Annotated in this window: 18 protein-coding genes and 1 pseudogene; 15 read left to right on the top strand and 4 right to left on the bottom strand. The window is 73.3% G+C overall.

The window, feature by feature from the left end:
* The 11 genes and pseudogenes from ACA361_RS34475 to ACA361_RS34425 form a co-directional block, all read left to right on the top strand.
* Positions 1-361: pseudogene (locus ACA361_RS34475) on the top strand (hypothetical protein); the annotation flags it as partial.
* Positions 358-762, top strand: coding sequence for a nuclear transport factor 2 family protein (locus ACA361_RS34470; protein WP_375019098.1), 405 nt, complete (start codon positions 358-360; stop codon positions 760-762). The pseudogene ACA361_RS34475 and the gene ACA361_RS34470, both read left to right, overlap by 4 nt.
* 113 nt (positions 763-875) lie before the next feature.
* Positions 876-2,645, top strand: a complete 1,770-nt coding sequence (locus tag ACA361_RS34465; RefSeq protein ID WP_375019096.1) for an acyl-CoA dehydrogenase family protein — start codon at positions 876-878, stop codon at positions 2,643-2,645.
* Positions 2,642-4,489 carry a fatty acyl-AMP ligase gene (locus tag ACA361_RS34460; protein ID WP_375019094.1) on the top strand — a complete coding sequence of 616 codons (1,848 nt, stop codon included), beginning with the start codon at positions 2,642-2,644 and terminating at the stop codon, positions 4,487-4,489. The genes ACA361_RS34465 and ACA361_RS34460 overlap by 4 nt, the downstream gene beginning before the upstream one ends.
* A gap of 230 nt (positions 4,490-4,719) precedes the next feature.
* Positions 4,720-5,301 (top strand): PadR family transcriptional regulator, encoded by a 582-nt coding sequence (locus ACA361_RS34455; protein WP_375019092.1) that lies wholly within the window; start codon positions 4,720-4,722, stop codon positions 5,299-5,301.
* Positions 5,302-5,470: 169 nt separating this feature from the next.
* Positions 5,471-5,944, top strand: a complete 474-nt coding sequence (locus ACA361_RS34450; RefSeq protein WP_375019090.1) for an ATP-binding protein — start codon at positions 5,471-5,473, stop codon at positions 5,942-5,944.
* A 171-nt stretch (positions 5,945-6,115) separates the two neighbouring features.
* Positions 6,116-6,463 (top strand): hypothetical protein, encoded by a 348-nt coding sequence (locus ACA361_RS34445; RefSeq protein WP_366617791.1) that lies wholly within the window; start codon positions 6,116-6,118, stop codon positions 6,461-6,463.
* 82 nt (positions 6,464-6,545) lie between these two features.
* The gene (locus ACA361_RS34440; RefSeq protein WP_375019088.1) at positions 6,546-9,266 is read left to right on the top strand and encodes a nitrate- and nitrite sensing domain-containing protein; all 2,721 of its coding nucleotides are present in this window, start codon (positions 6,546-6,548) and stop codon (positions 9,264-9,266) included.
* A complete protein-coding gene (locus ACA361_RS34435; RefSeq protein ID WP_375019086.1) occupies positions 9,263-9,676 on the top strand; it encodes a roadblock/LC7 domain-containing protein in 414 nt (137 codons plus the stop codon). The genes ACA361_RS34440 and ACA361_RS34435 overlap by 4 nt, the downstream gene beginning before the upstream one ends.
* 6 nt (positions 9,677-9,682) lie before the next feature.
* Complete coding sequence (locus tag ACA361_RS34430; RefSeq protein ID WP_375019084.1) at positions 9,683-10,066, top strand: DUF742 domain-containing protein; 384 nt, start codon at positions 9,683-9,685, stop codon at positions 10,064-10,066.
* Positions 10,047-10,691: an ATP/GTP-binding protein gene (locus tag ACA361_RS34425; RefSeq protein WP_375019082.1), complete on the top strand. Its 645-nt coding sequence runs from the start codon at positions 10,047-10,049 to the stop codon at positions 10,689-10,691. The genes ACA361_RS34430 and ACA361_RS34425 overlap by 20 nt, the downstream gene beginning before the upstream one ends.
* A gap of 57 nt (positions 10,692-10,748) precedes the next feature.
* Here ACA361_RS34425 and ACA361_RS34420 read toward each other — a convergent pair whose 3' ends face one another.
* Both ACA361_RS34420 and ACA361_RS34415 read right to left on the bottom strand, forming a co-directional pair.
* Complete coding sequence (locus ACA361_RS34420) at positions 10,749-11,636, bottom strand: alpha/beta hydrolase family protein (RefSeq protein WP_375019080.1); 888 nt, start codon at positions 11,634-11,636, stop codon at positions 10,749-10,751.
* Between the two features lie 144 nt (positions 11,637-11,780).
* Positions 11,781-13,061 (bottom strand): MFS transporter, encoded by a 1,281-nt coding sequence (locus ACA361_RS34415; RefSeq protein WP_375019079.1) that lies wholly within the window; start codon positions 13,059-13,061, stop codon positions 11,781-11,783.
* A 59-nt stretch (positions 13,062-13,120) separates the two neighbouring features.
* Here ACA361_RS34415 and ACA361_RS34410 point away from each other — a divergent pair, with 59 nt between their 5' ends.
* Both ACA361_RS34410 and ACA361_RS34405 read left to right on the top strand, forming a co-directional pair.
* Positions 13,121-14,092: an ArsR/SmtB family transcription factor gene (locus tag ACA361_RS34410; RefSeq protein WP_375019077.1), complete on the top strand. Its 972-nt coding sequence runs from the start codon at positions 13,121-13,123 to the stop codon at positions 14,090-14,092.
* Between the two features lie 79 nt (positions 14,093-14,171).
* Positions 14,172-15,500, top strand: a complete 1,329-nt coding sequence (locus tag ACA361_RS34405) for an MFS transporter (protein ID WP_375019075.1) — start codon at positions 14,172-14,174, stop codon at positions 15,498-15,500.
* On the opposite strand, the gene ACA361_RS34400 is transcribed toward ACA361_RS34405, so the two are convergent.
* Entirely contained in the window at positions 15,440-16,816 is a 1,377-nt protein-coding gene (locus ACA361_RS34400; RefSeq protein ID WP_375019073.1) for a DEAD/DEAH box helicase, read from the bottom strand. The genes ACA361_RS34405 and ACA361_RS34400 overlap by 61 nt on opposite strands.
* Positions 16,817-16,996: 180 nt before the next feature.
* A complete protein-coding gene (locus ACA361_RS34395; protein WP_366612857.1) occupies positions 16,997-17,200 on the bottom strand; it encodes a cold-shock protein in 204 nt (67 codons plus the stop codon).
* Positions 17,201-17,454: 254 nt separating this feature from the next.
* Between ACA361_RS34395 and ACA361_RS34390 the strand changes: the two genes are divergently transcribed.
* Positions 17,455-17,682, top strand: a complete 228-nt coding sequence (locus ACA361_RS34390; protein ID WP_375019071.1) for a hypothetical protein — start codon at positions 17,455-17,457, stop codon at positions 17,680-17,682.
* Between the two features lie 199 nt (positions 17,683-17,881).
* Positions 17,882-22,267 carry an amino acid adenylation domain-containing protein gene (locus ACA361_RS34385; RefSeq protein ID WP_375019069.1) on the top strand — a complete coding sequence of 1,462 codons (4,386 nt, stop codon included), beginning with the start codon at positions 17,882-17,884 and terminating at the stop codon, positions 22,265-22,267.
* The last annotated feature ends 22 nt before the right edge of the window (positions 22,268-22,289 follow it).

The following is a 22,289-nucleotide window of genomic DNA, read 5'->3' as shown; positions in this document are numbered from 1 at the left end:
CCTCCGCCCGGTCCCCGCCCCGGCCACCCCGGCCACCCCGGTCCCGGCGGTGCCCGCACCCGCCGCGCCCGCCGCCCCGGAACCCGTGCCCGCCCCGGCGCGCGTGGTCCCGAACCCCGTCACACCGGTACCGGCCGCACCCGCCGCGCCGGAACCCGTGCGGACGATCCCGGCGCCCGCCGCGCCAGACCCCGTACCGGAACCCGCTCCGGCGGCGCCCGCGGCCGTGGTGTCCACGACCGTCCGGTCGATCGCGTTCCGGGAGCCCGTCAACGTCCCCGTGCCCGGGATCCCCATCGCGGTGGGGGTGCCGATCACGCCGAAGAGCGTCCGGAAGGCGCAGCGCAGGAGGCCGGCATGACCGCCGTGCCCGGTACGTTCCGCGCCGCCGTGGAGGCCAAGGACCTGGCCGAGATCACCCGGACGCTCGATCCCGCCGTCGAGTTCCGCAGCCCGGTCATGGTGAAGCCCTACCGGGGCCGGGACACGGTCACCACGCTGCTGGGCGTCCTCCTGGAGACGTTCGAGGACTTCCACTACACCCACGATCTGGCCGGCCGCGCCCGTACCGGCCCACCGGCCCAGGCGCTCGTCTTCGGCGCCCGGGTCATGGGCAAGGCCGTCCAGGGAGTCGATCTGATCACGTTCAACGAGGCCGGGCTGGTCGCCGACCTGACGGTGATGGTCCGGCCGCTGCCCGCGGCGATGACGCTCGCGCGGGTGGTCGGCCGGCGGATGGAGGAGCTCGCGGCACCCGCCTGACGAAGCGATCCGGGGGACGGGACGAGGGAACCGCCGAGCACACCGGCGGGCGCCCCGCGGCGCCCTGCCAGCAGGACCAGAGGCCACCACGGCCGTGAAGAGGGAAGCGAACGATGAGAAGCGAAGTGTCCCCGCGCGCAGCGCTGTCACCTGCCCATCGGATCGCCGCCGATCTGGACGCCTACCTCGGCGACCCCATGGACGACGGCGCCGGCCCCTTCTCGTACCGCGACATCGTCGAGGCCGAGGAGCGCGACGAGCTGCCCCGCGGCGCCGTCGAGACCGTCCGGGCCTGGGGGTTCCAGGAGTACCTCGTGCCGACCCAGCTCGGCGGCCGCCTCGCCACGCTGGAGGAGCTGTTCTTCGTCACCCGCGGCATCTCCCGGCGCAGCCTGACGATCGCCGTGATGTACGGGTCGGGCCTGCTCGCCGTCAACCCGGTCTGGATGTGGGGCGACAGCAGGCAGCAGAAGGTCGTCGCCGACGGCATCCTGCGCGGCGACCTGGCCTGCTTCGCGGTGTCGGAGGCCGATCACGGCAGCGACGTGATGTCCTGCGAGTCCGCGGCCGCCGGCGACGAGGACGTGCTGGTCCTGTCGGGCACCAAGTGGCCGGTCGGCAACGCCACCCGCGGCCGGTTCGTCACCACGTACGCCAAGACCGGCGCCCGGGACTTCTCCCTGCTCCTGGTCGACAAGGAGGAGCTCGACCCCGACACCTACACGGCGCTGCCGCCGGTCCGCACGCTCGGGCTGCGCGGCCACGACCTCAGCGGCATCGCGTTCGACCGGGCGCTGCTGCCGGCCGACACCGTCGTCGGCCGCAAGGGCGCCGGGCTCGTCCAGACGCTCAAGACGCTGCAGATCACCCGTACCGCCATCGCGGCCCTGTCGATCGGCACGATGGACGCGGTCGTGCGGATCGGGATGGAGTACTCGCACGAGCGCACCCTGTACGGGGCGGGCATCTACCAGATCCCGGTCATCCGCGACCATCTCGTCAAGACCCATCTGGACCTGCTGATCGCCGAGTGCACGGCCGTACCGGTCGCGCGGGCCCTGACCGTCGCGCCCGGGCGGCTCAGCCTGTGGTCGTCCATGGTCAAGTACTTCGTCCCGGTCATGGGCGAGGAGGTCGTGGCGAGCATCGGCGCCGTCCTCGCCGCGCGCGGCTACCTGCGCGAGGGCGTGGCGCACGGGGTGTTCCAGAAGCTCCAGCGCGACCACGCGATCGCGAGCATCTTCGAGGGGACCACCCACGTCAACCTGGCGAACGTCGCCGCGCAGCTCCCGTTCCTGATCGTCGACCCGCCCGAGCAGGAGCCGGCCGACGAGCTGCTGGACGAGCTGTTCTCCTGGACGCGCACCCCGCCGGTCTGGGAGCCCGACGGGCGCCGGCTCCAGCTCACCAACGAGGGCCACGACGAGATCGGCCGCCGCTTCGACGCGACCGTCGAGACGCTGCTGTCCACGGCCCGCGTCTTCGCGGCCCCCGACGTGGCCGCCGACCTGGCCGGGATCGTGTCGCGCATCGGCGACCTGCGCTCGGAACTGCTCGCCGGCGTGCGCGCCGACCCCGAGGACACCACCTCGGCGGCGGCCCTTCGGCGCGCCAAGAGGTACTGCGAACTCCACGCGATGGTGTCGGTCATGCTCACCTGGATCCACAACCACGCCGAGTTCGGCGGCTCGTTCGCCGACGGCGCCTGGCTGGTGCTCTGCCTGGAGCGGCTGCTCGAACGCGCCCACCCCGACACCGGCCTGTCGGAGGAGTACCTGCCCTCCCTGGAGAGCGTGATGTTCCGCTGCTTCGACGAGGGCCGCTGGTTCTCCCTCGTCGAGCTCGCCGACGGCGACCAGTCGATAGAGAGGCCGGGACGATGACCGTTACCGCCGCCACCGCCCGCCCCGCCGCCGCCGCCGAGCGCGGTTTCGTGCAGGTCGTCCGCGACAACGTCCGCGAGTACGGCAACGCCCGCGGCTTCACGTTCGTGTCCGAGGTGCGCGGCCCCGGCCGCACCTACCGCGAGGAGGACCTCGGCCTCGCCGACCTCGACCGCGGCGCCCGCGCCCTGGCCGGCCACCTGCACGGCCTCGGCGTCCGGGACGAGGCCGTCCTGCTCCTCTACCCCGAGGGCCTGGACTTCATCACCGCGTTCGTCGGCTGCCTGTACGCGCGCGTCATCGCCGTCCCCGCCCCGTTCCCCGACCTGGACGCGGGCCGTGCCGAACGCACCCGGCGCATCATCGACGACGCCGGCATCCGCTGGATCCTCACCGACTCCGCCCACCGCGAGATGCTCGAGACGTGGGTCGCGGCGTCCGGCCTGTCCGGCATCGTCCGCTGCCTGGCCACCGACGCCGACGTCACCGCCGACCCCGACGCCTGGACGATGCCCGAGTACGACCCGTCCGCGACGGCGTTCCTCCAGTACACGTCCGGCTCGACGAGCGACCCGAAGGGCGTGGTCGTCTCCCACGGCAACCTGCTCCGCAACGCGCAGGAGATCAACGCGCGGATCGAGGGCGGCGCGCACAGCGTGGGCATCGGCTGGGTCCCCCACTACCACGACATGGGGCTGGTCGGGCAGATCCTGCACCCGCTCTACATGGCGGGCCGGTACGTGCTGATGTCGCCGATCACGTTCATCAAGCGGCCCGCCCTGTGGCTGGAGCTGGTGGGCCGGCACCGGGCGACCATCATCGTGGGCCCGAACTTCGGGTACGAGCTGCTGCTGCGCCGCGTCACCGACGAGCAGGTGGCGGGCCTCGACCTGGCGTCCCTGCTCACCGTGAAGAACGGGGCCGAGCCGGTGCTGGCGGGCACGCTGGACCGGATGGTCGAGCGGTTCGGCCCGGCGGGGTTCCGCCGCGAGATCTGGATGCCGTGCTACGGCATGGCCGAGACGACGCTGCTGATCTCCGGCGCGCCGCTCGGCACCGGACCGGTGATCCGCGAGTTCGACTACACGGCGCTGACCCGGAACGAGGCGGTGCCCGTCAACGGCGCCGCCAGGGCCCCGGACCCGCGGACCGACGCGGGCGACGGTTTCGAGGGGAGCGGCACCCGCCGGCTCGTGAGCAGCGGCCGTCCCGTCACCCTGGACGTGCGCGTCGTCGACCCGGTCACGCGCGAGCCGCTGCCGGACGGCCGGATCGGCGAGATCTGGGTCGCCGGCGGCAGCGTCGCCCAGGGGTACTGGAAGCGGCCCGCCGAGACGCGGGAGATCTTCCAGGCCGTGACGGCCGAGGGGCGCGGCCCGTACCTGCGGACCGGCGACCTGGGCTTCCTCGCCGGCGGGGAGGTGTACGTCACCGGCCGGATCAAGGACCTCATCATCGTCAACGGGCACAACATCTACGCCCACGACCTGGAGGAGGCCGCCCGCGCCGCGCATCCGGCCGCCCGCACGTCCGCCGCGTTCTCGCTGGCGCTGCCGCCGGACCGCGGCCGCGAGCAGGTGATCATCGTGCAGGAGGTGATCCCGGGCGCGGTCAAGGAGATGGGGCTGCCCGAGCTGGCCGCGCACACCCGCGACGTGGTCGCGCGGACGTTCGGGCTGCCGGCCCTGAGCGTCGTGCTGTCCGGCCGCGGCGCGGTGCGGCGCACCACCAGCGGGAAGATCCAGCGCCGGCTGACCAGGCAGGACTTCCTGGAAGGGCGGATCAAGCAACTGGCCGTCGATCTCGAACCCGACATCGCCGCGCTGGAGCGGGCGGGCGTCTGAGGCGCCGTCCGAACCGCGGCCGCGGGGCCGTCCGTACAGAGCGTACGGGCGGCCCCGCCGCGTTGTGCGGGCGAGGTGGACGGGCAGGGGCATGACCGCCGCCGGTTTGGTGGATCTTGCCCTTTTTCAAGAGAATCCCGAAACTCGTTTACTAGTCACGCCATTGACTAGTAAGCTCTTGCACTACCTGGGATGCCGGACGAAGGATTCCGGCAGGGAGAGTGCGATCGATGGCGCTACGACACGCCGTTCTCGCGGCACTGCTCGACGGTGAGTACAGCGGCTACCAGCTGGCCAAGATCTTCGACATCGCGGTCTCGAACTTCTGGCACGCCGTGCCCCAGCAGCTCTACACCGAGCTGACCCGCCTGGAGAAGGAGGGGCTCATCGCCGGCCGCCAGGTCATCCAGCACGACCGTCCCAACAAGCGCGTCTTCACCGTCACGCCTGCTGGGATCGAGGAGCTGGAGCGCTTCGCCACACTCCCCGCCAAGCCCGGGATCATCCGCGAGGACCTGCTGGTCATGCTGCAGGTGGTCGAGCACGTCCCCGCGGAGGACGTCATCGCGCAGCTCGAAGAGCGCGCCCAGGCGGCCAAGGCCAAGGTCGAGCACTTCGAGCACACGCTGAAGCGGCTCCGGGGAGATCTCGACGAGGAGACCTTCCTCCTGTACGGCAGCCCCATCGGTCCCTACCTCACCTGTTTGCGCGGCCGTCGGTTCGAATACGAGAACTACGACTGCTACACGCGAACGGCACAGGTGCTGCGCCAGCGCGCGGCCCTCCAGGCCGAGGACCAGGAGTCGGCATGACTCCGATCTTCCCCTCCCGGCTTCCCCCTTCCCCCGACTCCCTGTCACCGACCTCCTTGCCGCCGCATGCGCTTGCGGCAGCGGCACACCTCGCCGGCGACCCCCTCGTTCCGACGCCCCGCGCGCGCCGGAACCGCGTCGCCGCGCCTCAGCCGAGGAGACGCCAACCATGTCGGCCGAACACCACTACATCGACAGGCCGGGTGAGGCCGCGGTCCTGACCGCCGTCCCCACCACCGAACAGCAGCTGGGCGAGCTGACCCTGCCCGCCGCGCACGAGTCCGTACCGCGGGCCCGGGCCTTCGTGCGCACCCTCACCGGCGCCCGCGGCGTTCCGCACGTCCGCGACGACGCGGAGATCCTGGTCTCGGAGCTGGTGACCAACGCCGTACGGCACGCCCCGGCCGGCGACCCGCTGCGCCTGCTCGTCCTGCGCCGCGGCACCTGCCTGCGGATCGAGGTGCACGACCCGAGCCCGGTCACGCCGAGCCTGCGGCGCATCGACCTGATGGACGAGACCGGCCGCGGCTGGTTCCTGGTGGCCGCCATCGCCGACCGGCACGGGATCGACCGGACCGACTCCGGCAAGTCCGTGTGGTGCGAGCTGATGGCCTGGCCGTCCGCCGGGACCCTCATCCCCTGACCGTCCCCCGCCGCCCCGGCGAGTTCCCGCGCGCCGGCGGCGAGGGCGGCCCGGCCCGACGGCCGGCGCCGCCGGTCCACGCACGCCCGAAACCGCCCGATCTTCCCCATCCGATCTTCCCCGCCCACCCTCCCCATCCCCTGATCTCCGAACGGCGCCGAGGGGAATCCGATGACCGTTGACTGGTACCGAGCAGACGGGCGACCCGCGACATCCGACGAGGCGCAGCGGCTGCTGCTCGACATACGGGGGCGCCTGCTCGCGCAGGACGTCATCTACGTGGGCAGCGAAGTGGTGGTCGTCTCCACCTGGTTCACCGTGATCGACCAAGGATTGGCTTCGAACGGAAGGCCCCTGCTATGGCAGACCATCGTCTCCGATATGACGACTCACGCCGACATCGGGCAGTACACGACGCGGGAGCAGGCCAGGCGGGGGCACGCCGAAGCTGTCGTACTGATCTCCAAGCGCCTGCGCCATCTCGCCACGAGATCGCCGGGCGAGGAAGACCTTCCGTGAGGATCGCCGCCCGCCGCCGGGCGGAGGCGGAGCGGGCGGGCAACGCCACGAGCGAACCGCACCTACCCGAGGACGTGATCTGATGGCCGCCCGACGCCGCGAGGTCGCGGCCCGCCAAGCCGCCGCGCACCAGGCCCACATGAAGACCGCGAAGAAGGCGGTCCCGCACAAGGCGCACCAGGCGAAGCCCCACGCCGTCCAGCCGAGGGCGCAGCAGGAGCCGCCGCGCAAGGACCCGCCCCCGCCGCGCCCGGCGCCGGCGAAGAACCCCCGCCGCCGCCCGATACGCCTGCGGATCACGGCGCTGCTGCTCGTCCCGCTGATGTCGCTGATCGGCCTGTGGGCGTTCGCGGCCGGCAGCAGCCTCGGCCCGGCGCTCGAGAAGTACGACTACACCAGCGCGTACGAGAAGATCACCCTGCCCGGCCTCTACCTGGTGAACCAGCTCCAGACCGAACGGCAGCTCAGCGTGGTCGCGCTCAGCACCCGCGAGCAGGCCGGCGGCAACGCCGGCGAGCGCCAGAAGCTCGGCGCGCAGCGGGCGCGGGTGGACGGCGTGCAGGCCGCGTTCCGCTCCTCGGCGCTGTCGCCCGAGGCCAAGGAGGCCGCCGACCCCAAGAGCCTGGAGCGGCTCGACGAGGCGATCAAGCTGCTCGACCGGGTGCCGAAGCTGCGCGCCGCGGTCGACTCCGGCGACGTCCAGACCCTGGACATCATCGACGGCTACAGCCTCACGCTCGACTCCATCGTGCGCGTCTTCAGCGGCCTGGTGATCGTCAACGACCTGGACATCTTCCAGCAGGGCCGCGCGCTGATCCAGCTGGGCAACGCCCGCGCGTTCGTGCTGCGCGAGGACGCGATCGTCACGGCCGCGCTGGCGAAGAACGGCCAGATGACCGAGGCCGAGCACCGCGCGTTCGTGCAGTCGGTCGCGCTCGGGCGCCGCGAGTTCGACGTGGGCATGTCCGACCTCAGCGCCGACGTGCGCGCGCCGCTGGCCAAGGTGGCCGCGACGCCCGCGTACAAGCAGTTCCGCCAGATGGAGACCGCGATCGCCGGCGCCGACGACAACCGGCTGCCCGCCGCGGCCGCGGACTGGCCGACGACGCTGCCGCGCCTGGAGCAGGCGTGGGGGCAGGCCGTCACGCAGTCGAGCCTGGCGCTGAACGAGCTGGCCAAGCCGATCGGGGAGCGGGTCGTGACGCGGCTCGCGGTCGCGGGCGGGTTCGGGCTGCTCGCGGTGGTCGCGTCGATCACGCTGTCGCTGCTGGCGGCGCGGAGCCTGTCGCGCGAGCTGCGCGGGCTCCAGCGGGCGGCGCTGCGGCTGGCCGAGGACCGGCTGCCGGGGGTGGTGGCCCGGCTGCGGCGCGGTGAGGAGGTCGACGTGCAGGCCGAGGCGCCACCGTTGATCATCGGGCGGACGACCGAGGTGGGCCGGGTCGGCGACGCGTTCACGCGGGTGCAGCGGACCGCGCTGGAGACGGCGGTCAGCGAGGCGCACCTGCGCAAGGGCATCAGCCGGGTGTTCCTGAACGTGGCGTGGCGCAGCCAGTCGCTGCTGCACCGGCAGCTGAACATGCTGGACGAGATGGAACGCAACACCTCCGAGCCCAAGGCGCTGGAGGACCTGTTCCGGCTCGACCACCTGACCACCCGCATGCGGCGGCACGCGGAGGGCCTGGTCATCCTGTCCGGGGCGTCCCCGGGCCGGGGCTGGAGCCGTCCGGTGCACGTGGACGACGTGCTGCGCGCGGCGGTCGCGGAGGTGGAGGACTACACCCGGGTCGAGGTCGTGGTGGTGTCCGCCCAGTCCGCGCTGATCGGCGAGGTGGTCGCCGACGTCATCCACCTGCTGGCCGAGCTGATCGAGAACGCCACGGTGTTCTCGCCGCCGCCGACCGAGGTGCTGGTGCGGGGCGAGATGGGCGCCAACGGGTTCGCGGTCGACATCGTGGACCGCGGCATCGGGCTGGACCCGGCCGAGATGGCCGCGCTGAACGAGCGGCTCGCCCGCCCGCCGGAGTTCGATCTCGCCGACAGCGACCGGCTGGGCCTGTTCGTCGTGGGCCGGCTGGCCGCCCGGCACGGGATCAAGGTGGCGCTCCAGCCGTCGCTGTACGGCGGCGTCAGCGCGGTGGTGCTCGTGCCGCGCAAGCTCATCGTGGACGTCGACCAGCCCGAGGACGAGGCGGTCGCGGGCGCGGCGGCCAACGGCGCCGCCGGCAACGGGACCGGTAACGGCAACGGCGGCGCGAACGGGAACGGGAACGGCACGCAGGAGCGCAGCCCGGTGATCTCGACTCCCGCCGAGCGGAGCCACTGGTCGCGGCCGGCGAAGACGATCGAGGCCGAGGTGTGGCGCAACCCGGCCGCCGAGCCGGGCACCGGCGGCCCCCCGGCCGCGCCGGGGAACGACGCGACGCTGTCGGCGCCGGTGCCGGAGCCCGGCGGGTCCGCCGCGCCGCCGATCGAGTCGCTGCCGCCGGTCGACGTGCGGCGCCCGCAGCCGCCGCCGGTGGCGGCGGAGCCGCCGCCGGGCCCGGCCGGACCGCCCGGATCGCGCCCGCGCGCCCCGCTGCCGCGCCGCGTACGGCAGGCCAACCTGGCCCCCGAGCTGCGCAACGCGGCCCCGCCGCCCCCCGCGGCCGCGACCCCGTCCGAGCCGCAGCGGCCCATGTGGGAGGACCGTTCGGCGGAGGCGTCGCGCGACCTGTTCGCCTCGCTGCAGGCGGGCTGGCTGCGCGGGCGCGACGAGGACGAAGGACCGTCGGGGAACAACGGAAGAGATTGGAGAAAGTCATGACCCAGCCGGGAGTGACCGCCGAACTGGGCTGGCTTCTGGACGATCTGGTGGACCGGGTCCCCGACGTGCTCAAGGTGGTCGTGCTGTCGCGCGACGGCCTGGTCATGGGGTCGTCCCGGGACATCGGGCGCGAGGACGGCGAGTACCTGGCCGCGCTGGCGGCCGGGTTCCACAGCCTGGCGATCGGCGCGCAGCCTCATCTGGAGTCCGGCGAGATACGGCAGACGATCGTCGAGATGGAGAAGGGCCTGTTCTTCGTCGTGCCGGCGGGGGAGAACAGCTGCCTGGCCCTGCTGAGCGGGGTCGGCGCGAACGCGGGCCTCGTCGCGTACGAGATGACGATGCTCGTCAAGCGCGTCCACCGGCAGTTGTCGACGGGCCTCAGAGCGGGCGGACCGGGATCAGGGTGAACCGGAATGGAACCGCACGGTGCGCGCAGGGAGCGGTGGATCGACGAGGCCGCGGGGCCCATCGTCCGCCCCTACGCGATGACCCGTGGCCGGACCCGCCCGGTCGGCGAACCGCTCGACATCGTGGCCATCATCGTGGCGACGGGCCGCGCTCCCGCCGAGCGCATGCGGCTGTCCCGCGAGCAACGCCGCCTGCTGGCGCTGTGCCGGCGGCCGCACACCATCGCGGATCTGGCCTCCGACTCGGGCCTTCCGCTGGGCGTGATCCGGGTGCTCGCCGGGGACCTGCTGGACCAGGGACTGGTCGCCGTGCAGCAGTGGACCCCGCCGACCGCCCAGGTCGACCAGAACCTGCTCAGGAGGGTGCTCGATGAGCTCCGTGCGCTCTGATCCCCACGAAGACCCGCACCATCCGGAGGAGGCACGGCCGGACGGCCCGCGGGTGGCGCTGAAGATCCTGGTGGCCGGCGGCTTCGGGGTCGGCAAGACGACGCTGGTCGGCGCGGTCAGCGAGATCCGGCCGCTCCGTACCGAGGAGTCGCTGACCAGCGCGGGCGTCGGCGTCGACGACCTCGGCGGGGTGGAGACGAAGTCGACGACGACGGTGGCGATGGACTTCGGCCGCATCACCCTGCGCGACGGCGTGGCCATCTACCTGTTCGGGACGCCGGGCCAGGAGCGGTTCTGGTTCATGTGGAACGAGCTGTCGCGCGGCGCGCTGGGCGCGGTGGTGCTGGCCGACACGCGGCGGCTGACGGCGAGCTTCGCCTCGATCGACTACTTCGAGCGGCGCGGCACGCCGTTCGTGATCGCGGTGAACTGCTTCGACGGCGCCGACCGGTACGACCAGCCGGAGATCCGGACGGCGCTGGACGTCGACCCGCAGGTGCCGGTGATCCTCTGCGACGCGCGGCGGCCGGGGTCGGCGAAGGACGTCCTGGTCAGCCTGGTCGAGCACGCGCTGCGCTCGGCGTCGCAGCACAGCGGGAGCGGGGGAGGGGTACCCGTCGGATGACCCCGGGCATGCCGGTGGCGGGCCGCGCCCATGCCGCGGCCCGCCGGAGCCGGAGGATCAGCTGTTGGGGCAGGTGTTGCGGTACTCGGAGATGTCGCCCGTGGCACGCGGCGGCGGGCACAGGAACTGGTCGTAGCGGGTGTCGTCGTCGATGTAGCGCTTCATCCAGCTGATCATGTACTTGGCCATGGTCGTGTTGGAGAACTGCGGGAAGAAGTGGCTGGCGCCGTCCAGCTCCAGGTACGCCTTCTCGCGGGCGTTGCTCAGGCTGTTGTAGAACGGCGAGGAGTGCGAGGCCGGCGAGGCGACGGTGTCGGACTCACCTGCGATGATCATGGTGGGGGTGCGGACCTCGGGCCAGCTCTTGTCGAGGTTCCACGCGGCGATCGGGATGGCGGCCTTGAGGGAGGTGCGGCTCTTGGCGGCCTCCAGCGAGCCGCCGCCGCCCATCGAGTGCCCGGCCACGGCCAGCCGGGAGGTGTCGATCCGGCTGCGGACCGAGCTGCTGCGGGTCAGGTAGTCCAGCGCCGCGAGGAGCTGCTGGCCGCGCTGGGCCGGCTGGTCGAGCCGGGTGTTGGTCTCGATCCCGAAGACCACGAAGCCCTGCGAGGCCAGGCGCGGGCCGAGCCAGTCCAGCGTGGACCAGGACGCGGTGAAGCCGGGCACGATCGCGATCGCGCCGAACGTCCCCTCGCTGGTGGAGGTCGGGTAGTAGATGACGCCGCCGCCGAAGCCGGTGACGCCGAGGCCGGACACGCTGGTCTGGGAGGTGGCGAACGGGCCGCGGGCGGCGGTGACGCTCGACTCGGTCGGTGCGGGCCCGCGCTCGTACGGGTTCGCCGCGCTCGCCGGCGGCGCGGTGAGCAGCCCGGCGATCAGGGCCGCGCCGGTGCCCAGGAGCCCGAGGTACGTCCGTCGGCGTCCGGGTGACGTCCTGCTGAGCATGATGCTCCTTCCACTGAGGGGCGGGATGGCCGTCAGTGTGTTGCGGGAGCGTCCCGTCGGCATCGGTGAAACCGCCGGTCCTCCGCGCCGGGCGGGGCGCGGGTGTGACGCGCGCGGGGCGGGGCGCCGCCGGACGGTGATCGTTCACATGGGGGCGGTGCCGTCGCCGCGGCCGGGGCCGCCGCGCAGCCCGGGGGCGAGCGCGAGCGTCACCGCGAGGGACAGGACCGCCATCGCGGTGATGGCCGTCGCGGGGGAGGTGTGCTGCGCGATCGTTCCGGCGACGGCGGCGGCGGCGCCCTGCATGGCGAGCATTCCGGACGCGTGCAGCCCGAGGGCCTGCCCCTGCATGCCGGCCGGTGTCAGCGCGACCAGGCGTTCCTGGAGGAGGAGCGTCGTGCCGAAGCCGATGGACGCGACGGCGGCGGCCGCGGCGGCCAGCGGAAGCGGCGGGTGCAGGGCGAACACCAGGTACGGGGCGGCGAGCAGCAGGTAGAGGTACCGGGAGAGCGGGCCGCGCCACGCGGGCGGGAGGAAGCGGCCGGCGAGCGCGTCCCCGGCGAGCATCCCGGCGGCGGCCAGCGCCAGCAGGACGCCGGCCCGGTCCGGCGCGTACGGGACGAACAGCGCCTCGGCCCCGACGACCAGGCCGTTCGGGAGCCAGAGCGCGAGGTAGACGTACCGGCGCGGCGGCGACGACCACAGCGTCCGGTTGACCCGCCACGTCTCGGCCACCGACGGCCGCCCCCCGGCGCGCGGCGCCCGCCGGGTGAGGCCGAGGCGGGCGGCGCACGCCCCGGCCAGGTGCAGCGCGGCGCCGGCGAGCAGCGTCCCGCGCGGGGAGAGGACCGCGACCATGGCCGCCCCGGCGGCGAACCCGGCGATCTGCACCGTTCCGGCCGACATGTTGAACACCGAGCGGCCGAGCAGGTAGCCGCCGGGCGGCAGGATCTCGCTGAGCAGGCCGTACCGGACCGCGCCGGCGACCGACGCGACCAGGCCGAGGAACAGCACGGCGGCGAGCCCGGCCCAGCCCGGCAGCCCGGGGACGGCCAGCACGGCGGTGCCGGCGGCCGCGGCCAGGGCCAGCCCGGTGGCCGCCGCGCGCGGCGGCAGCCGGTCGGCCGCCGACAGCAGCGTCGCCGCACCCGCCAGCTGGACGAGCGAGGGCCCGAACATACTGAGGGCCGACAGCAGCGGCGAGCCGGTCGCGGCGAAGACGAGCGTGCTCAGCGCCAGCCCGGCGACCGTGACCGCCGCCCCCTGGAGCGACGCCGCGACGAACAGCGGCGTGAACTCGGGCGATCGGAACAGCGCGCGGTACCCGCCGGGCGGCGAACCAGGACCGGCGGCCCGGCGGGCGGACTCGTGCGGTGGCGGGGAAGGGGTGGCCGGCGAGGGGTCGGGTGGGGGGGAGGGGTGCATGCGAGGAGTGTCGTGATCAGGGCCGCCTGGCCGTTAATGTTTCGCGGGGAGGCGAAACGATGGGGCTGTGGCGGGTCGACGCGGACACACTCGCGCAGGCCAGGTTCGTGGTCTCGCCGCTGGCGGAGGCCACCGCCTGCCTGATGGCGTTGCGGCGGGGCACCGCCGCCCATCCGGGCGAGCGTGCCTGGCTGGACGCGCACCTGCCCGCGTACCGCGCCCGGCTCGCCGCCGACCCGGTCGCCGCGCTGGTCATCGAGTGCGCCGTACGGCCGCGCTACCTCGCCGACTTCTTCACCCCGACGCCGCTGGGGGAAGGGGACCCCTCGTTCGAGGAGGAGGTGGCGCGGGTCCGGGCCTTCTCGCCGGACGAGGCGCGCGGGCACCTGGCGACGGCCCTGGACGGCCCGGTGCCGGACCGGCTGCGCGGCGCGGACCCGGCCGGCGCGGCCGCCGGGCTGCTGGAGTGGGTGTGGGAGCGGGCCGTCCTCCCGTACTGGGAGCGGCGCCGGCGGATCCTGGAGGCCGACACGGTCGCGCGGACCGCCCGGCTCGCGCGCAGCGGCTGGGCCGAGGCGGTGGACGACATCCTGCCGGAGATGCGCTGGCTGGGTTCGGGCCGCTTGCAGGTGAGCCTGCGCGACTACCCGCCGCGCGACCTCCGCGGGGTGCGGCTGATGTTCGTTCCGGTCACCCGCCGGCGCGGCTGGGTGTCCTGGGAGGAGCCGGACCGCTACGCCGTCGTGTACCCGTGCTCCGGCATCCTCGCCGAGCCGCCGGCCCCGCCCCCGCGGGCCCTCGCCCGGCTGCTCGGCCCGGCCCGCGCGGGCGTCCTGGTGCTGCTGGCCGCGCCGCTGAGCACGACGCAGCTCGTGGCGCTGACCGGGCAGGGGCTGGGCTCGGTCGGCCGGCACCTGCGGGTGCTGCACGACGCGGGACTGGTACGGCGCCGCCGCGCGGGCCGTTCGGTCCTCTACTCCCGGACGGCCGCCGGGGACGTTCTGGTGCGGGCTGTTGACAATCCGGAGTGACGTGGCGCACATTGGCTCCGAAGCGAATTCTAGAAGCCGCCTCTAACTCTCCCGCAGCTCCCGGTGAAAGGCCGCGCCCATGAGGCTTCCCTACGCGCGCGAACTCGACGAATACCCCACCGGCTCCCGCCGCATCAAGATCCTCTCGATGGCCGTGCTGGCCATCCTGATCGGCTCGTACGAGGCGCAGATCGCCCCCGTCGTCCCGCTCCTCCTGGACGACTTCGACATGAGCCTCTCCACCTACGGGGCCGTCTCCGGCGCCGGCGCGCTGTCCGGCGCGATCGCCTCGATCATCGGCGGGCGGCTGGTCGACGTCGTCGGCCGGGTCAAGCTGCTCGTCCCGCTGATGATGGTCACCGCGCTCTGCTGCTTCGGCATGACGCTCGCCGACTCCGTCGGGGAACTCCTCGTCGCCCGCGTCGCGCTCGCGTTCGTGGACGGCATGGCCATCGCCGGCACCGCCCCGCTCGTCCGCGACTTCTCCCCGCGGATGGGCCGCGCGCAGGCGTTCGGGTTCTGGACCTGGGGGCCGGTCGGCGCCAGCTTCCTGGCCTCCGGCGTCGCCGCCTGGACGCTGCCGATCTTCAACGACGCGTGGCGCTCCCAGTTCATCATCATGGGCGTCGTCTCGCTGGTCGTCTCGGTCGTCATCGCGGCGAACATCGCCGACCTGTCGCCCGAGCTGCGCGCCCAGATCCAGCAGACCGAGGAACGTTCCAAGCAGGTCGTCGCGACCGCCCGCCCGCCCCGGACCCGCGACCTGTTCGCCCACCGGCACGTCTGGGCGCACGTCGTCGGGATCTCGTTCTGGCTCGTCCTCTACATCACGCTCGTCCTGTACGGGCAGACGATGCTCGCGCACACCTTCGAGATCAGCGCGGCCAAGGCGTCCTCGATCATGTCGGCGTTCTGGATCCTCAACCTGGTGTCGCTGATCGTCGTGGGCCGCCTCTCCGACCGGCTCCAGCTGCGCAAGCCGTTCGTGGTCGGCGGCACCCTCGCCACCATCGCCTCCGCCGGATACCTCGCGTTCCTGATGGGCCGCGAGTCCGCGTCCGTCCCCGAACTCATGATCACCGGCGCGCTGATCGGCGCGTCGATGGGCTTCGCGTACTGCCCCTGGATGGCGAGCTACTCCGAGGACACCGAGGACATCGACCCCAGGCTCCAGGGCACGGCCTGGGGCATCTTCGGCTTCCTCACCAAGGGCATGGCCGTCGTCGCCCTGATCGTCATCCCGCGGGTGGTCGAGGCCGCCGACTGGCACGTCTGGCTGCTGGTCGCGCTGTTCTGCCTGGCCCTGTTCATCCCGCTGGTGTTCTTCTTCAAGGGCCCGTGGACGCGTCAGGAATTGGCGGCCGAGGCCCTGCGCCGCGAGCCGCGCCCCCTGGAGGCGCGCGACTGAGGACGGGAGCCCCCGGCGCGCGGGGCCGCGCGGCGCGGCTCCGCCGCCGCCACCGGCTCGCCCGACGGGGCGCGGGCGCCGGTGATCCGGGCGAGTTCCGGGTCGCCGGCGCCCACCCGCACGACCTTCGGCGCGATCCCGGCCGCGACCATCAGCCGGTCCATCTCGCGGCGCTGCTCGGGCAGGACCAGCGTCACCACCGTCCCGGACCGGCCCGCCCGCGCCGTACGGCCGCCGCGGTGCAGGTAGTCCTTGTGGTCGGCGGGCGGGTCCACGTTGACGACCAGGTCCAGATCGTCCACATGGATGCCGCGGGCGGCGACGTTCGTGGCGATCAGCACGTTCACGGACCCGGTGCGGAAGCCCTCCAGCGTGCGGTTGCGCTGCGACTGCGTCTTGCCGCCGTGCAGCGCCGCCGCGGACACGCCCCTGGCCGCCAGCTTGCGCGCCAGCCGGTCGGCGCCGTACTTCTTGGCGACGAACATGATGACCTGGCCGTCGCGCGCCGCGATCCGCACGGTCGTGTCGAACTTGTCGGCCTCGGCGACGTGCAGCAGGTGGTGCTCCATCGTGGTGACGGCACCGGCCGGCGGGTCCACCGAGTGGACGACCGGGCCGTCCAGGTAGCGCCGGACGAGCCGGTCGACGTTGCCGTCCAGCGTCGCCGAGAACAGCATCGTCTGCCCGCCCGGCTTCACCAGGTCGAGCAGCCGGGTGACCTGCGGCAGGAAGCCCATGTCGGCCATCTGGTCCGCCTCGTCCAGGACGGTGATCGCCACATCGTCCAGCCGGCAGTCGCCGCGCTCGATCAGGTCGGTCAGCCGTCCCGGCGTCGCCACCAGGACCTCGGCGCCCTTGGCGAGGTCGTTCGCCTGCCGGTTCAGCGACAGGCCGCCGACCACGGTCGCCATGCGCAGCCGCACGGACGCGGCGTACGGCTCCAGCGCGGCGGTCACCTGCTGCGCCAGCTCGCGCGTCGGCACCAGCACCATCGCCAGCGGCTGCTTGGAGCGGGCGCGCCTGCCCGCCGTGCGGGAGATCAGCGCCAGCCCGAAGGCGAGCGTCTTGCCGGAGCCGGTACGGCCGCGGCCGAGGACGTCCCGGCCGGTCAGCGCGTCCGGGAGCGTCGCGCCCTGGATCGGGAACGGCTCGGTCACGCCCTCCCGGCCGAGCGTGGCCAGCAGTTCGGCGGGCATGTCGAGCTCGTCGAAGGAGGCGGCCGGCGGCAGCGCCGGCGCGGAACGGACGGGGGTGGCGACGTCGCCGTGCGACGGCCGGGAAGCGGCCGCGGGGCGGCGGCGGGAATTACGGGGCATGCGTGAGGACCTTCCTCGGAACGGCACGTTTCGAGGAGTGCTCCGCGGCATGCGAAGAAGCTTCAAGAACGAACCAGGGAGACGGCGGACGGCGGGTGCTCAGCCGGTCACGTCGTCCGGGACAGGGAAAAGCGGCGGCGCCGCGGCCGGCCCCCCCCCCCCCCCGCCGCCCTGAGCCGCTCAGGCGGCGACGATGTTCTCGGCCTGCAGGCCCTTCTGGCCCTGCGTGATGTCGAACGACACCTTCTGGCCCTCCTGCAGCTCACGGAAACCGTTGCCGACGATCGCCGAGAAGTGAGCGAAGACGTCGGCGCCGCCGCCGTCCTGCTCGATGAAGCCGAAGCCCTTTTCGGCGTTGAACCACTTCACAGTGCCAGTGGCCATGTGCGTCTCCTTTTGGGTCGGTCCCGTCCCACACCTTGTGGACCGGGGTTGCCGCGATCTGTCCCATCCGGAGGATCCAGAAAACAAAAATGCGCCTGAGGTGGGACCTGCAGGCGCACACAAGAGTCTATGGGAACCGCAACTGGCCCCTACGTTAGCACACGGTGACGGGTGCCCGCGAGAAGGCGTCGTCCAGGTCAAGAAATCCGGATCCGGGCCCGGATGTCCGAGAACCATCGCATACTGGACACATCATGCGATCTCTTCCCTCCGCCGGCAGGCGACACCTGCCCACCAGCCCCTTCGCGCCCCCGCCCCCCGCTCCGCCGGTCGAGTCCTTCTCGGTCCAGGACCTCGTGACCCACGACAAGTACGGCCTCGGCCGCGTCGTCACCGTCGAGGAGGGCACCGCCGTCCTCATCGACTTCGGCGAGCAGCAGATCCGCATCCCCGCCCCCTACGCCAAGCTCACCAAGCTCTGACAAGCCGAGCCTCCGGCCGATCGCGCCCCTCGAACGGCGGCGCCGCCGGAGAGGTTCCTCCGCATCACGACTCTCCGACCCAGGCAAGCATCACGTAGCGCATTGGACTAGTTGCTCAGAGTAACCGCGTGTGTAGGGTTCGAGACGCCGGGCCGCAGGGCCGGGCGTTCCGGAACCACTTCACCCGTGGGGGAAGAACGTGAGCCAGCCCAACGCGGCGACGATCGCGCATTCCGGACCGGTGGTGCCGTTCGCGGGCCTGCCATTGCCGGCGCTGCTGCGCCGGCGTTCCCAGGAGTGCCCCGACGCCCTCGCCGTAAGGGACGGGTCGGCGCGGCTCACCTATTCCGAGCTCGTCGAGGAGGGCCATCGCCTCGCCCGCCACCTCGCCGGAGCCGGCATCGGACGCGGGGACCGGGTGGCGTGCGCGCTGCCCCGGGGCGTCCTGGCCGTGGTGGCGCAGGTGGCACTGCTCGGCGCCGGTGCGGTGTACGTCCCGGTGAACGCGAGCTATCCGCAGGGCCTCCTGTCGCGCATGCTGGCCGACCTGGACGTACGGCACGTGCTGGCCCTGCGCGAGCAGAGCCTGGCGGGCATGGGGGCGGAGCGGATCGACCTCGACGATCCGGCCGTGGCGGCGGCCATCGCGGCCCAGCCCGCCGACCCTCCAGGCGAGGACCCGCCTCTGGGCGCGGTGGCCTACATCATGCACACCTCGGGCACCTCCGGCCGTCCCAAGGCGGTGGCGATCTCGCACGGCGCCGCCTCCAACTCCATGCAGGCGTACGCGCAGCGCCACCCGGATCCGATCGGCGTGTACGCCGTCATCTCGTCGTTGACGTTCGACGGCGCCATCGGAGGTGTGTGGTGGACGCTCCTGTCAGGCGGCACGGTGGCCATGCTGCCACCCGACACCGCGACGGCGATCGACGAGCTGGTCTCGCTCCTGTCGGGGGGTGACGTCAGCCACACCATGGTGACCCCCTCGCTGTACCGCAGCATCCTGCCGGCGATCGCCGGGCCCTCACCGGCGCTGCGGCAGCTCATGGTCGCCGGCGAGCCCTGCGACCGGCAGCTGGTCGCCGACCACCACCGGCGCATGCCCGGTGTGGAGCTCGTCAACATCTACGGCCCCACCGAGACGACGGTGTGGTGCTCCTCGGCGACGCTGCGCCCGGACGAGGACGTGACCGTGGGCACCGCGCTGGCCAACACCGAGCTGCTGGTCGTCGGCGCGGACGGCGGCATCGTTCCGGACGGCGAGCTGGGCGAGGTGTGCGTCGCCGGCCCGAACGTGGGCGAGGGCTATCTGGGCGACGACGAGCTGAACAAGGCCCGGTTCGTCGCGCACCCCGCCGACGCCGGCCGGCGCGCCTACCGGACCGGCGACCTGGGCCGGTGGCGCGACGACGGCCGGCTGGAGCTGCACGGAAGGATCGACGAGCAGGTCAAGGTCCGCGGCTTCCGGGTCGAGACGGAGGGTGTCGCCGCCGAGCTGCGCGCCGTTCCGGGCGTGCGGGACGCCGTGGTCGCGTTGCGTTCGGAGCAGCTGGTCGCGTACGTGGTCCCGCAGTGGGACGAGCGGTCGGTGGCCGCCGAGCTCCAGCGCTCCTGGAACGTCCTGTACGGCGAGCTCGACCACAGCGACGAACTGGTGGGCTGGACGAGCAGTTACACCGGCGAGCGCCTGCCCGAGGCGGAGATGGACGAGTGGAGGGCGGCGACGCTGGCGCTGGCCCGCGAGAACGGAGCCCCGCGCTCGCTGCTCGATCTGGGGTTCGGCACCGGCATGATGCTCACCCGCCTGGCGCCCGACTGCGAACGCGTCGTCGGGCTCGACCCGTCGCCGGTGGCCATCGAGCCGCTGCGCGCCAAGATCGCGGAAATGGGGCTGCACCAGGTCGAGCTGCGTACCGCCGACGCGGCCGACACCGCCGGGCTGGCGGGCTTCGACCTGGTGCTGTGCAACTCGGTGGCGTTCTACTTCCACGGCGCCGGGCACCTGGCCAAGGTCATCGCCGGCGCGCGCGCCGCCGCCGCACCGCACGGGAGGGTGATCCTGGGCGACCTCAAGGACCCGAGCCTCCAGGACGCCCTGCACGCCGCGGTGGTACTGGCCAACGCCGACGGGAACGAGCCGGTCGCGGCGCTGCGGCAGCGGTGGCGGCGCCGCGTCGAGCTGGACCCGTACCTGCTGACGGACCCCCGGTGGTTCACCCGCACCCTGTCCGGCTGCCGGGTCGAGGTCCGGCCCCGGCGCGGCACCGCCCGCAACGAGATGAACGACTTCCGCTTCGACGTCGTCATCACGCCGGAGCCGGACGAGTACCTCGACGTCCCGCGGTGGCGGCCCTGGCCCGGCGGGCTGGACGCGCTGGCCGGCCTGCTCACCGGCCGGGAGCCGATCGGGCTGACGCGGGTGCCCAACCGGCGTACCGCGGGGGCGTGCGCTGTACGGGCGCGCCTGACCGGCCAGGACGGCCAGGACACCGCGGCGTCGCTGCGGCGGCTGGCCGCCGCGGCCGAGGACGCCGCCGTGCACCCGGAGGAACTCGCCGCCATGGCCGCCGAGCGCGGCTGGGAGGTGCGGTTCTCGCGGGCCGCGGGCTGGCCCGACGGCGAGTTCGACGCCGTGTTCACCCGGCCCGCCGCCGGCGGCGCGGCCAGCGGGGCCGCGCCCGCGATCCGCTGGCCCGACGGCCCGCGCGACGGCGAGCTGATCGCCGAGCCGATCCACCGCCAGGTGGTCGCGACCGCCACCGACCGGCTGCTGCCCCTTCTGCGGGAACGCGCCGAAGACAGGCTCCCCGCTCACGAGCGTCCCGCCGCCTACGTCATGCTCACCGAACTGCCGATGGGCGTGCACGGCAAGGTCGACCATTCGGCCCTCCCCGGCCCGCCCAGCAGCCGCTCCGGCCTCAGCGCCGGCTACGCGCGCCCGGTCCTGCCGATCGAGCAGCGCATCGCGCGGGCCCTGGAAGAGATCCTCGGTATCGACCGGGTCGGCCTGCACGACGACTTCGTCGAGCTCGGCGGGGACTCGCTGCTGGCCGTCCGCCTGACGACCCGGCTGAGCGAATGGTTCGGCCTGAGCCTGCCGACCCGGGTGGTCTTCGACGAGCCGACGGTCGCGCGGCTGGCCGCGCTGATCGCCGATCGGGGCCCCGGTGACGGCCGGGGCGGGGGCGGCGCGGCGTCGCTCGGCGAGCGCCTGCCCCGGCAGTCGGGCCGGCTGCCGCTCACCCCGCCGCAGGCGTTCCAGCGGGAGTTCACCGCCCGGAGCGGCTCCAGCCGGGGGACCGGCCCGCTCGTCCTCCTCCCGGTCCGGTACCGCATCCGGGGGCCGATCGATCGAGCGGCACTGGAAGCGGCCGTGGACCAGACCGTCGCCTGGCACCCGGCACTGCGCACCTCCGTCCACCTCAACGGGAGCCCGGAGGACGCCCATCAGTTCGTCCACCCGCCGGCCGGCGGGATACTGCGCACCCTCGACGCCTGCGGAGCCGACCCCGACGCCGTGCTCCAGGCGTTCCATGAGTCCAGCCCGCTGGATCTCGCGGCGGGCGACGTCTTCACCGCCGAGCTGGTCCGCGTGTCCGAGCAGGACCATCTGCTGTCCCTGCGCCTGCACAACTTCGTCGGCGACGCCACCTCCCTGGCCATCGTGGAGGAGGAGATCGGACGCCGCTACCGCGCGCTCCGGGCCGGTCGCGTGCCCGCCGGCATACCGCGGTCGGACTACGCGGCCCTGTCCACCCGGCGCCCTCCCGTTCCCCGGCCGGAGGACCTGCGGTACTGGAACCGCAAGCTCGACGGCTGCGCACCGGTCGAACTGGTCCCGGGCGGGACCATCCACCACACGGCCGGTCACCACACGAGCGCGCAGAGCCTGATGGTGCCGGCCGGGCCGGCCCGCTCGTTCCTGCGGCTGGCCCGCGCCCAGGGCGTGACGTTCGCCGGCGCCGTCTACGCGGCGTTCTGCGCGATCATCGCCGCCGATACCGGCGATCCGGACACGCGCGTCCTGGCCGTCAACTCCGTCCGGTCCGACTCCCTCGCGCACACGGTGGCCGCCATCGCCGACATGGTGCTGCTGCGGCACCGGGTGCGGCCGGAATCCCCGGTCGCCGAGTCCCTCACGGCGGCGCACCAGGAGATGCACCAGGCTCTGCGGCACGACAGCGTGTCGCTGTTCTCCGCTCACACCCGTCCACCGGCGCTGGAACGGCTGCTCGCCCGCTCGCAGTTCATCTACCTCGACGTGCTGCCGCCCGTGTCCGGACTGCGGCTGGAAGGCTGCTCGACCGAGCGCTTCGACCAGCTGGACCAGGACTTTCCCGGGCCCTACGACATCGCCGCGCATCTGGGCCTCCTCGTCCGGCCCGAGGGGGACCGGATCCGCCTGGCGGCGGCGTACGACACCTCGTACGCCCCGGCCTCCTACGTGCGCGGCCTGCTGGAACGGATGCGGGACATCATCACGGCATGCACCCGGGCGGACTCCCCGCCGCTGGCCGCGCTCGCGGAACCCGATCCCTGGCTGGCCCGCCTGTGGAAGGAGCGCGGCCCCGGCCCGCACGACTAGCCCGCCGGCAGGACGCGCCGCC

This window comes from Actinomadura sp. 21ATH, assembly GCF_041951345.1.
Classification (GTDB): domain Bacteria; phylum Actinomycetota; class Actinomycetes; order Streptosporangiales; family Streptosporangiaceae; genus Spirillospora.
This window is presented reverse-complemented; position numbering and strand designations above follow the sequence as displayed.

What these genes read in the sequence shown, in the direction of transcription:
- ACA361_RS34425 (WP_375019082.1), top strand. Translation starts at nt 10,047, where the DNA reads ATGAGCTCCGTGCGCTCTGATCCCCACGAAGACCCGCACCATCCGGAG.
- ACA361_RS34450 (WP_375019090.1), top strand. Translation starts at nt 5,471, where the DNA reads ATGTCGGCCGAACACCACTACATCGACAGGCCGGGTGAGGCCGCGGTC.
- ACA361_RS34405 (WP_375019075.1), top strand. Translation starts at nt 14,172, where the DNA reads ATGAGGCTTCCCTACGCGCGCGAACTCGACGAATACCCCACCGGCTCC.
- ACA361_RS34390 (WP_375019071.1), top strand. Translation starts at nt 17,455, where the DNA reads ATGCGATCTCTTCCCTCCGCCGGCAGGCGACACCTGCCCACCAGCCCC.
- ACA361_RS34435 (WP_375019086.1), top strand. Translation starts at nt 9,263, where the DNA reads ATGACCCAGCCGGGAGTGACCGCCGAACTGGGCTGGCTTCTGGACGAT.
- ACA361_RS34440 (WP_375019088.1), top strand. Translation starts at nt 6,546, where the DNA reads ATGGCCGCCCGACGCCGCGAGGTCGCGGCCCGCCAAGCCGCCGCGCAC.
- ACA361_RS34460 (WP_375019094.1), top strand. Translation starts at nt 2,642, where the DNA reads ATGACCGTTACCGCCGCCACCGCCCGCCCCGCCGCCGCCGCCGAGCGC.
- ACA361_RS34465 (WP_375019096.1), top strand. Translation starts at nt 876, where the DNA reads ATGAGAAGCGAAGTGTCCCCGCGCGCAGCGCTGTCACCTGCCCATCGG.
- ACA361_RS34410 (WP_375019077.1), top strand. Translation starts at nt 13,121, where the DNA reads ATGGGGCTGTGGCGGGTCGACGCGGACACACTCGCGCAGGCCAGGTTC.
- ACA361_RS34415 (WP_375019079.1), bottom strand. Translation starts at nt 13,061, where the DNA reads ATGCACCCCTCCCCCCCACCCGACCCCTCGCCGGCCACCCCTTCCCCG.
- ACA361_RS34400 (WP_375019073.1), bottom strand. Translation starts at nt 16,816, where the DNA reads ATGCCCCGTAATTCCCGCCGCCGCCCCGCGGCCGCTTCCCGGCCGTCG.
- ACA361_RS34430 (WP_375019084.1), top strand. Translation starts at nt 9,683, where the DNA reads ATGGAACCGCACGGTGCGCGCAGGGAGCGGTGGATCGACGAGGCCGCG.
- ACA361_RS34395 (WP_366612857.1), bottom strand. Translation starts at nt 17,200, where the DNA reads ATGGCCACTGGCACTGTGAAGTGGTTCAACGCCGAAAAGGGCTTCGGC.
- ACA361_RS34470 (WP_375019098.1), top strand. Translation starts at nt 358, where the DNA reads ATGACCGCCGTGCCCGGTACGTTCCGCGCCGCCGTGGAGGCCAAGGAC.
- ACA361_RS34445 (WP_366617791.1), top strand. Translation starts at nt 6,116, where the DNA reads ATGACCGTTGACTGGTACCGAGCAGACGGGCGACCCGCGACATCCGAC.
- ACA361_RS34420 (WP_375019080.1), bottom strand. Translation starts at nt 11,636, where the DNA reads ATGCTCAGCAGGACGTCACCCGGACGCCGACGGACGTACCTCGGGCTC.
- ACA361_RS34455 (WP_375019092.1), top strand. Translation starts at nt 4,720, where the DNA reads ATGGCGCTACGACACGCCGTTCTCGCGGCACTGCTCGACGGTGAGTAC.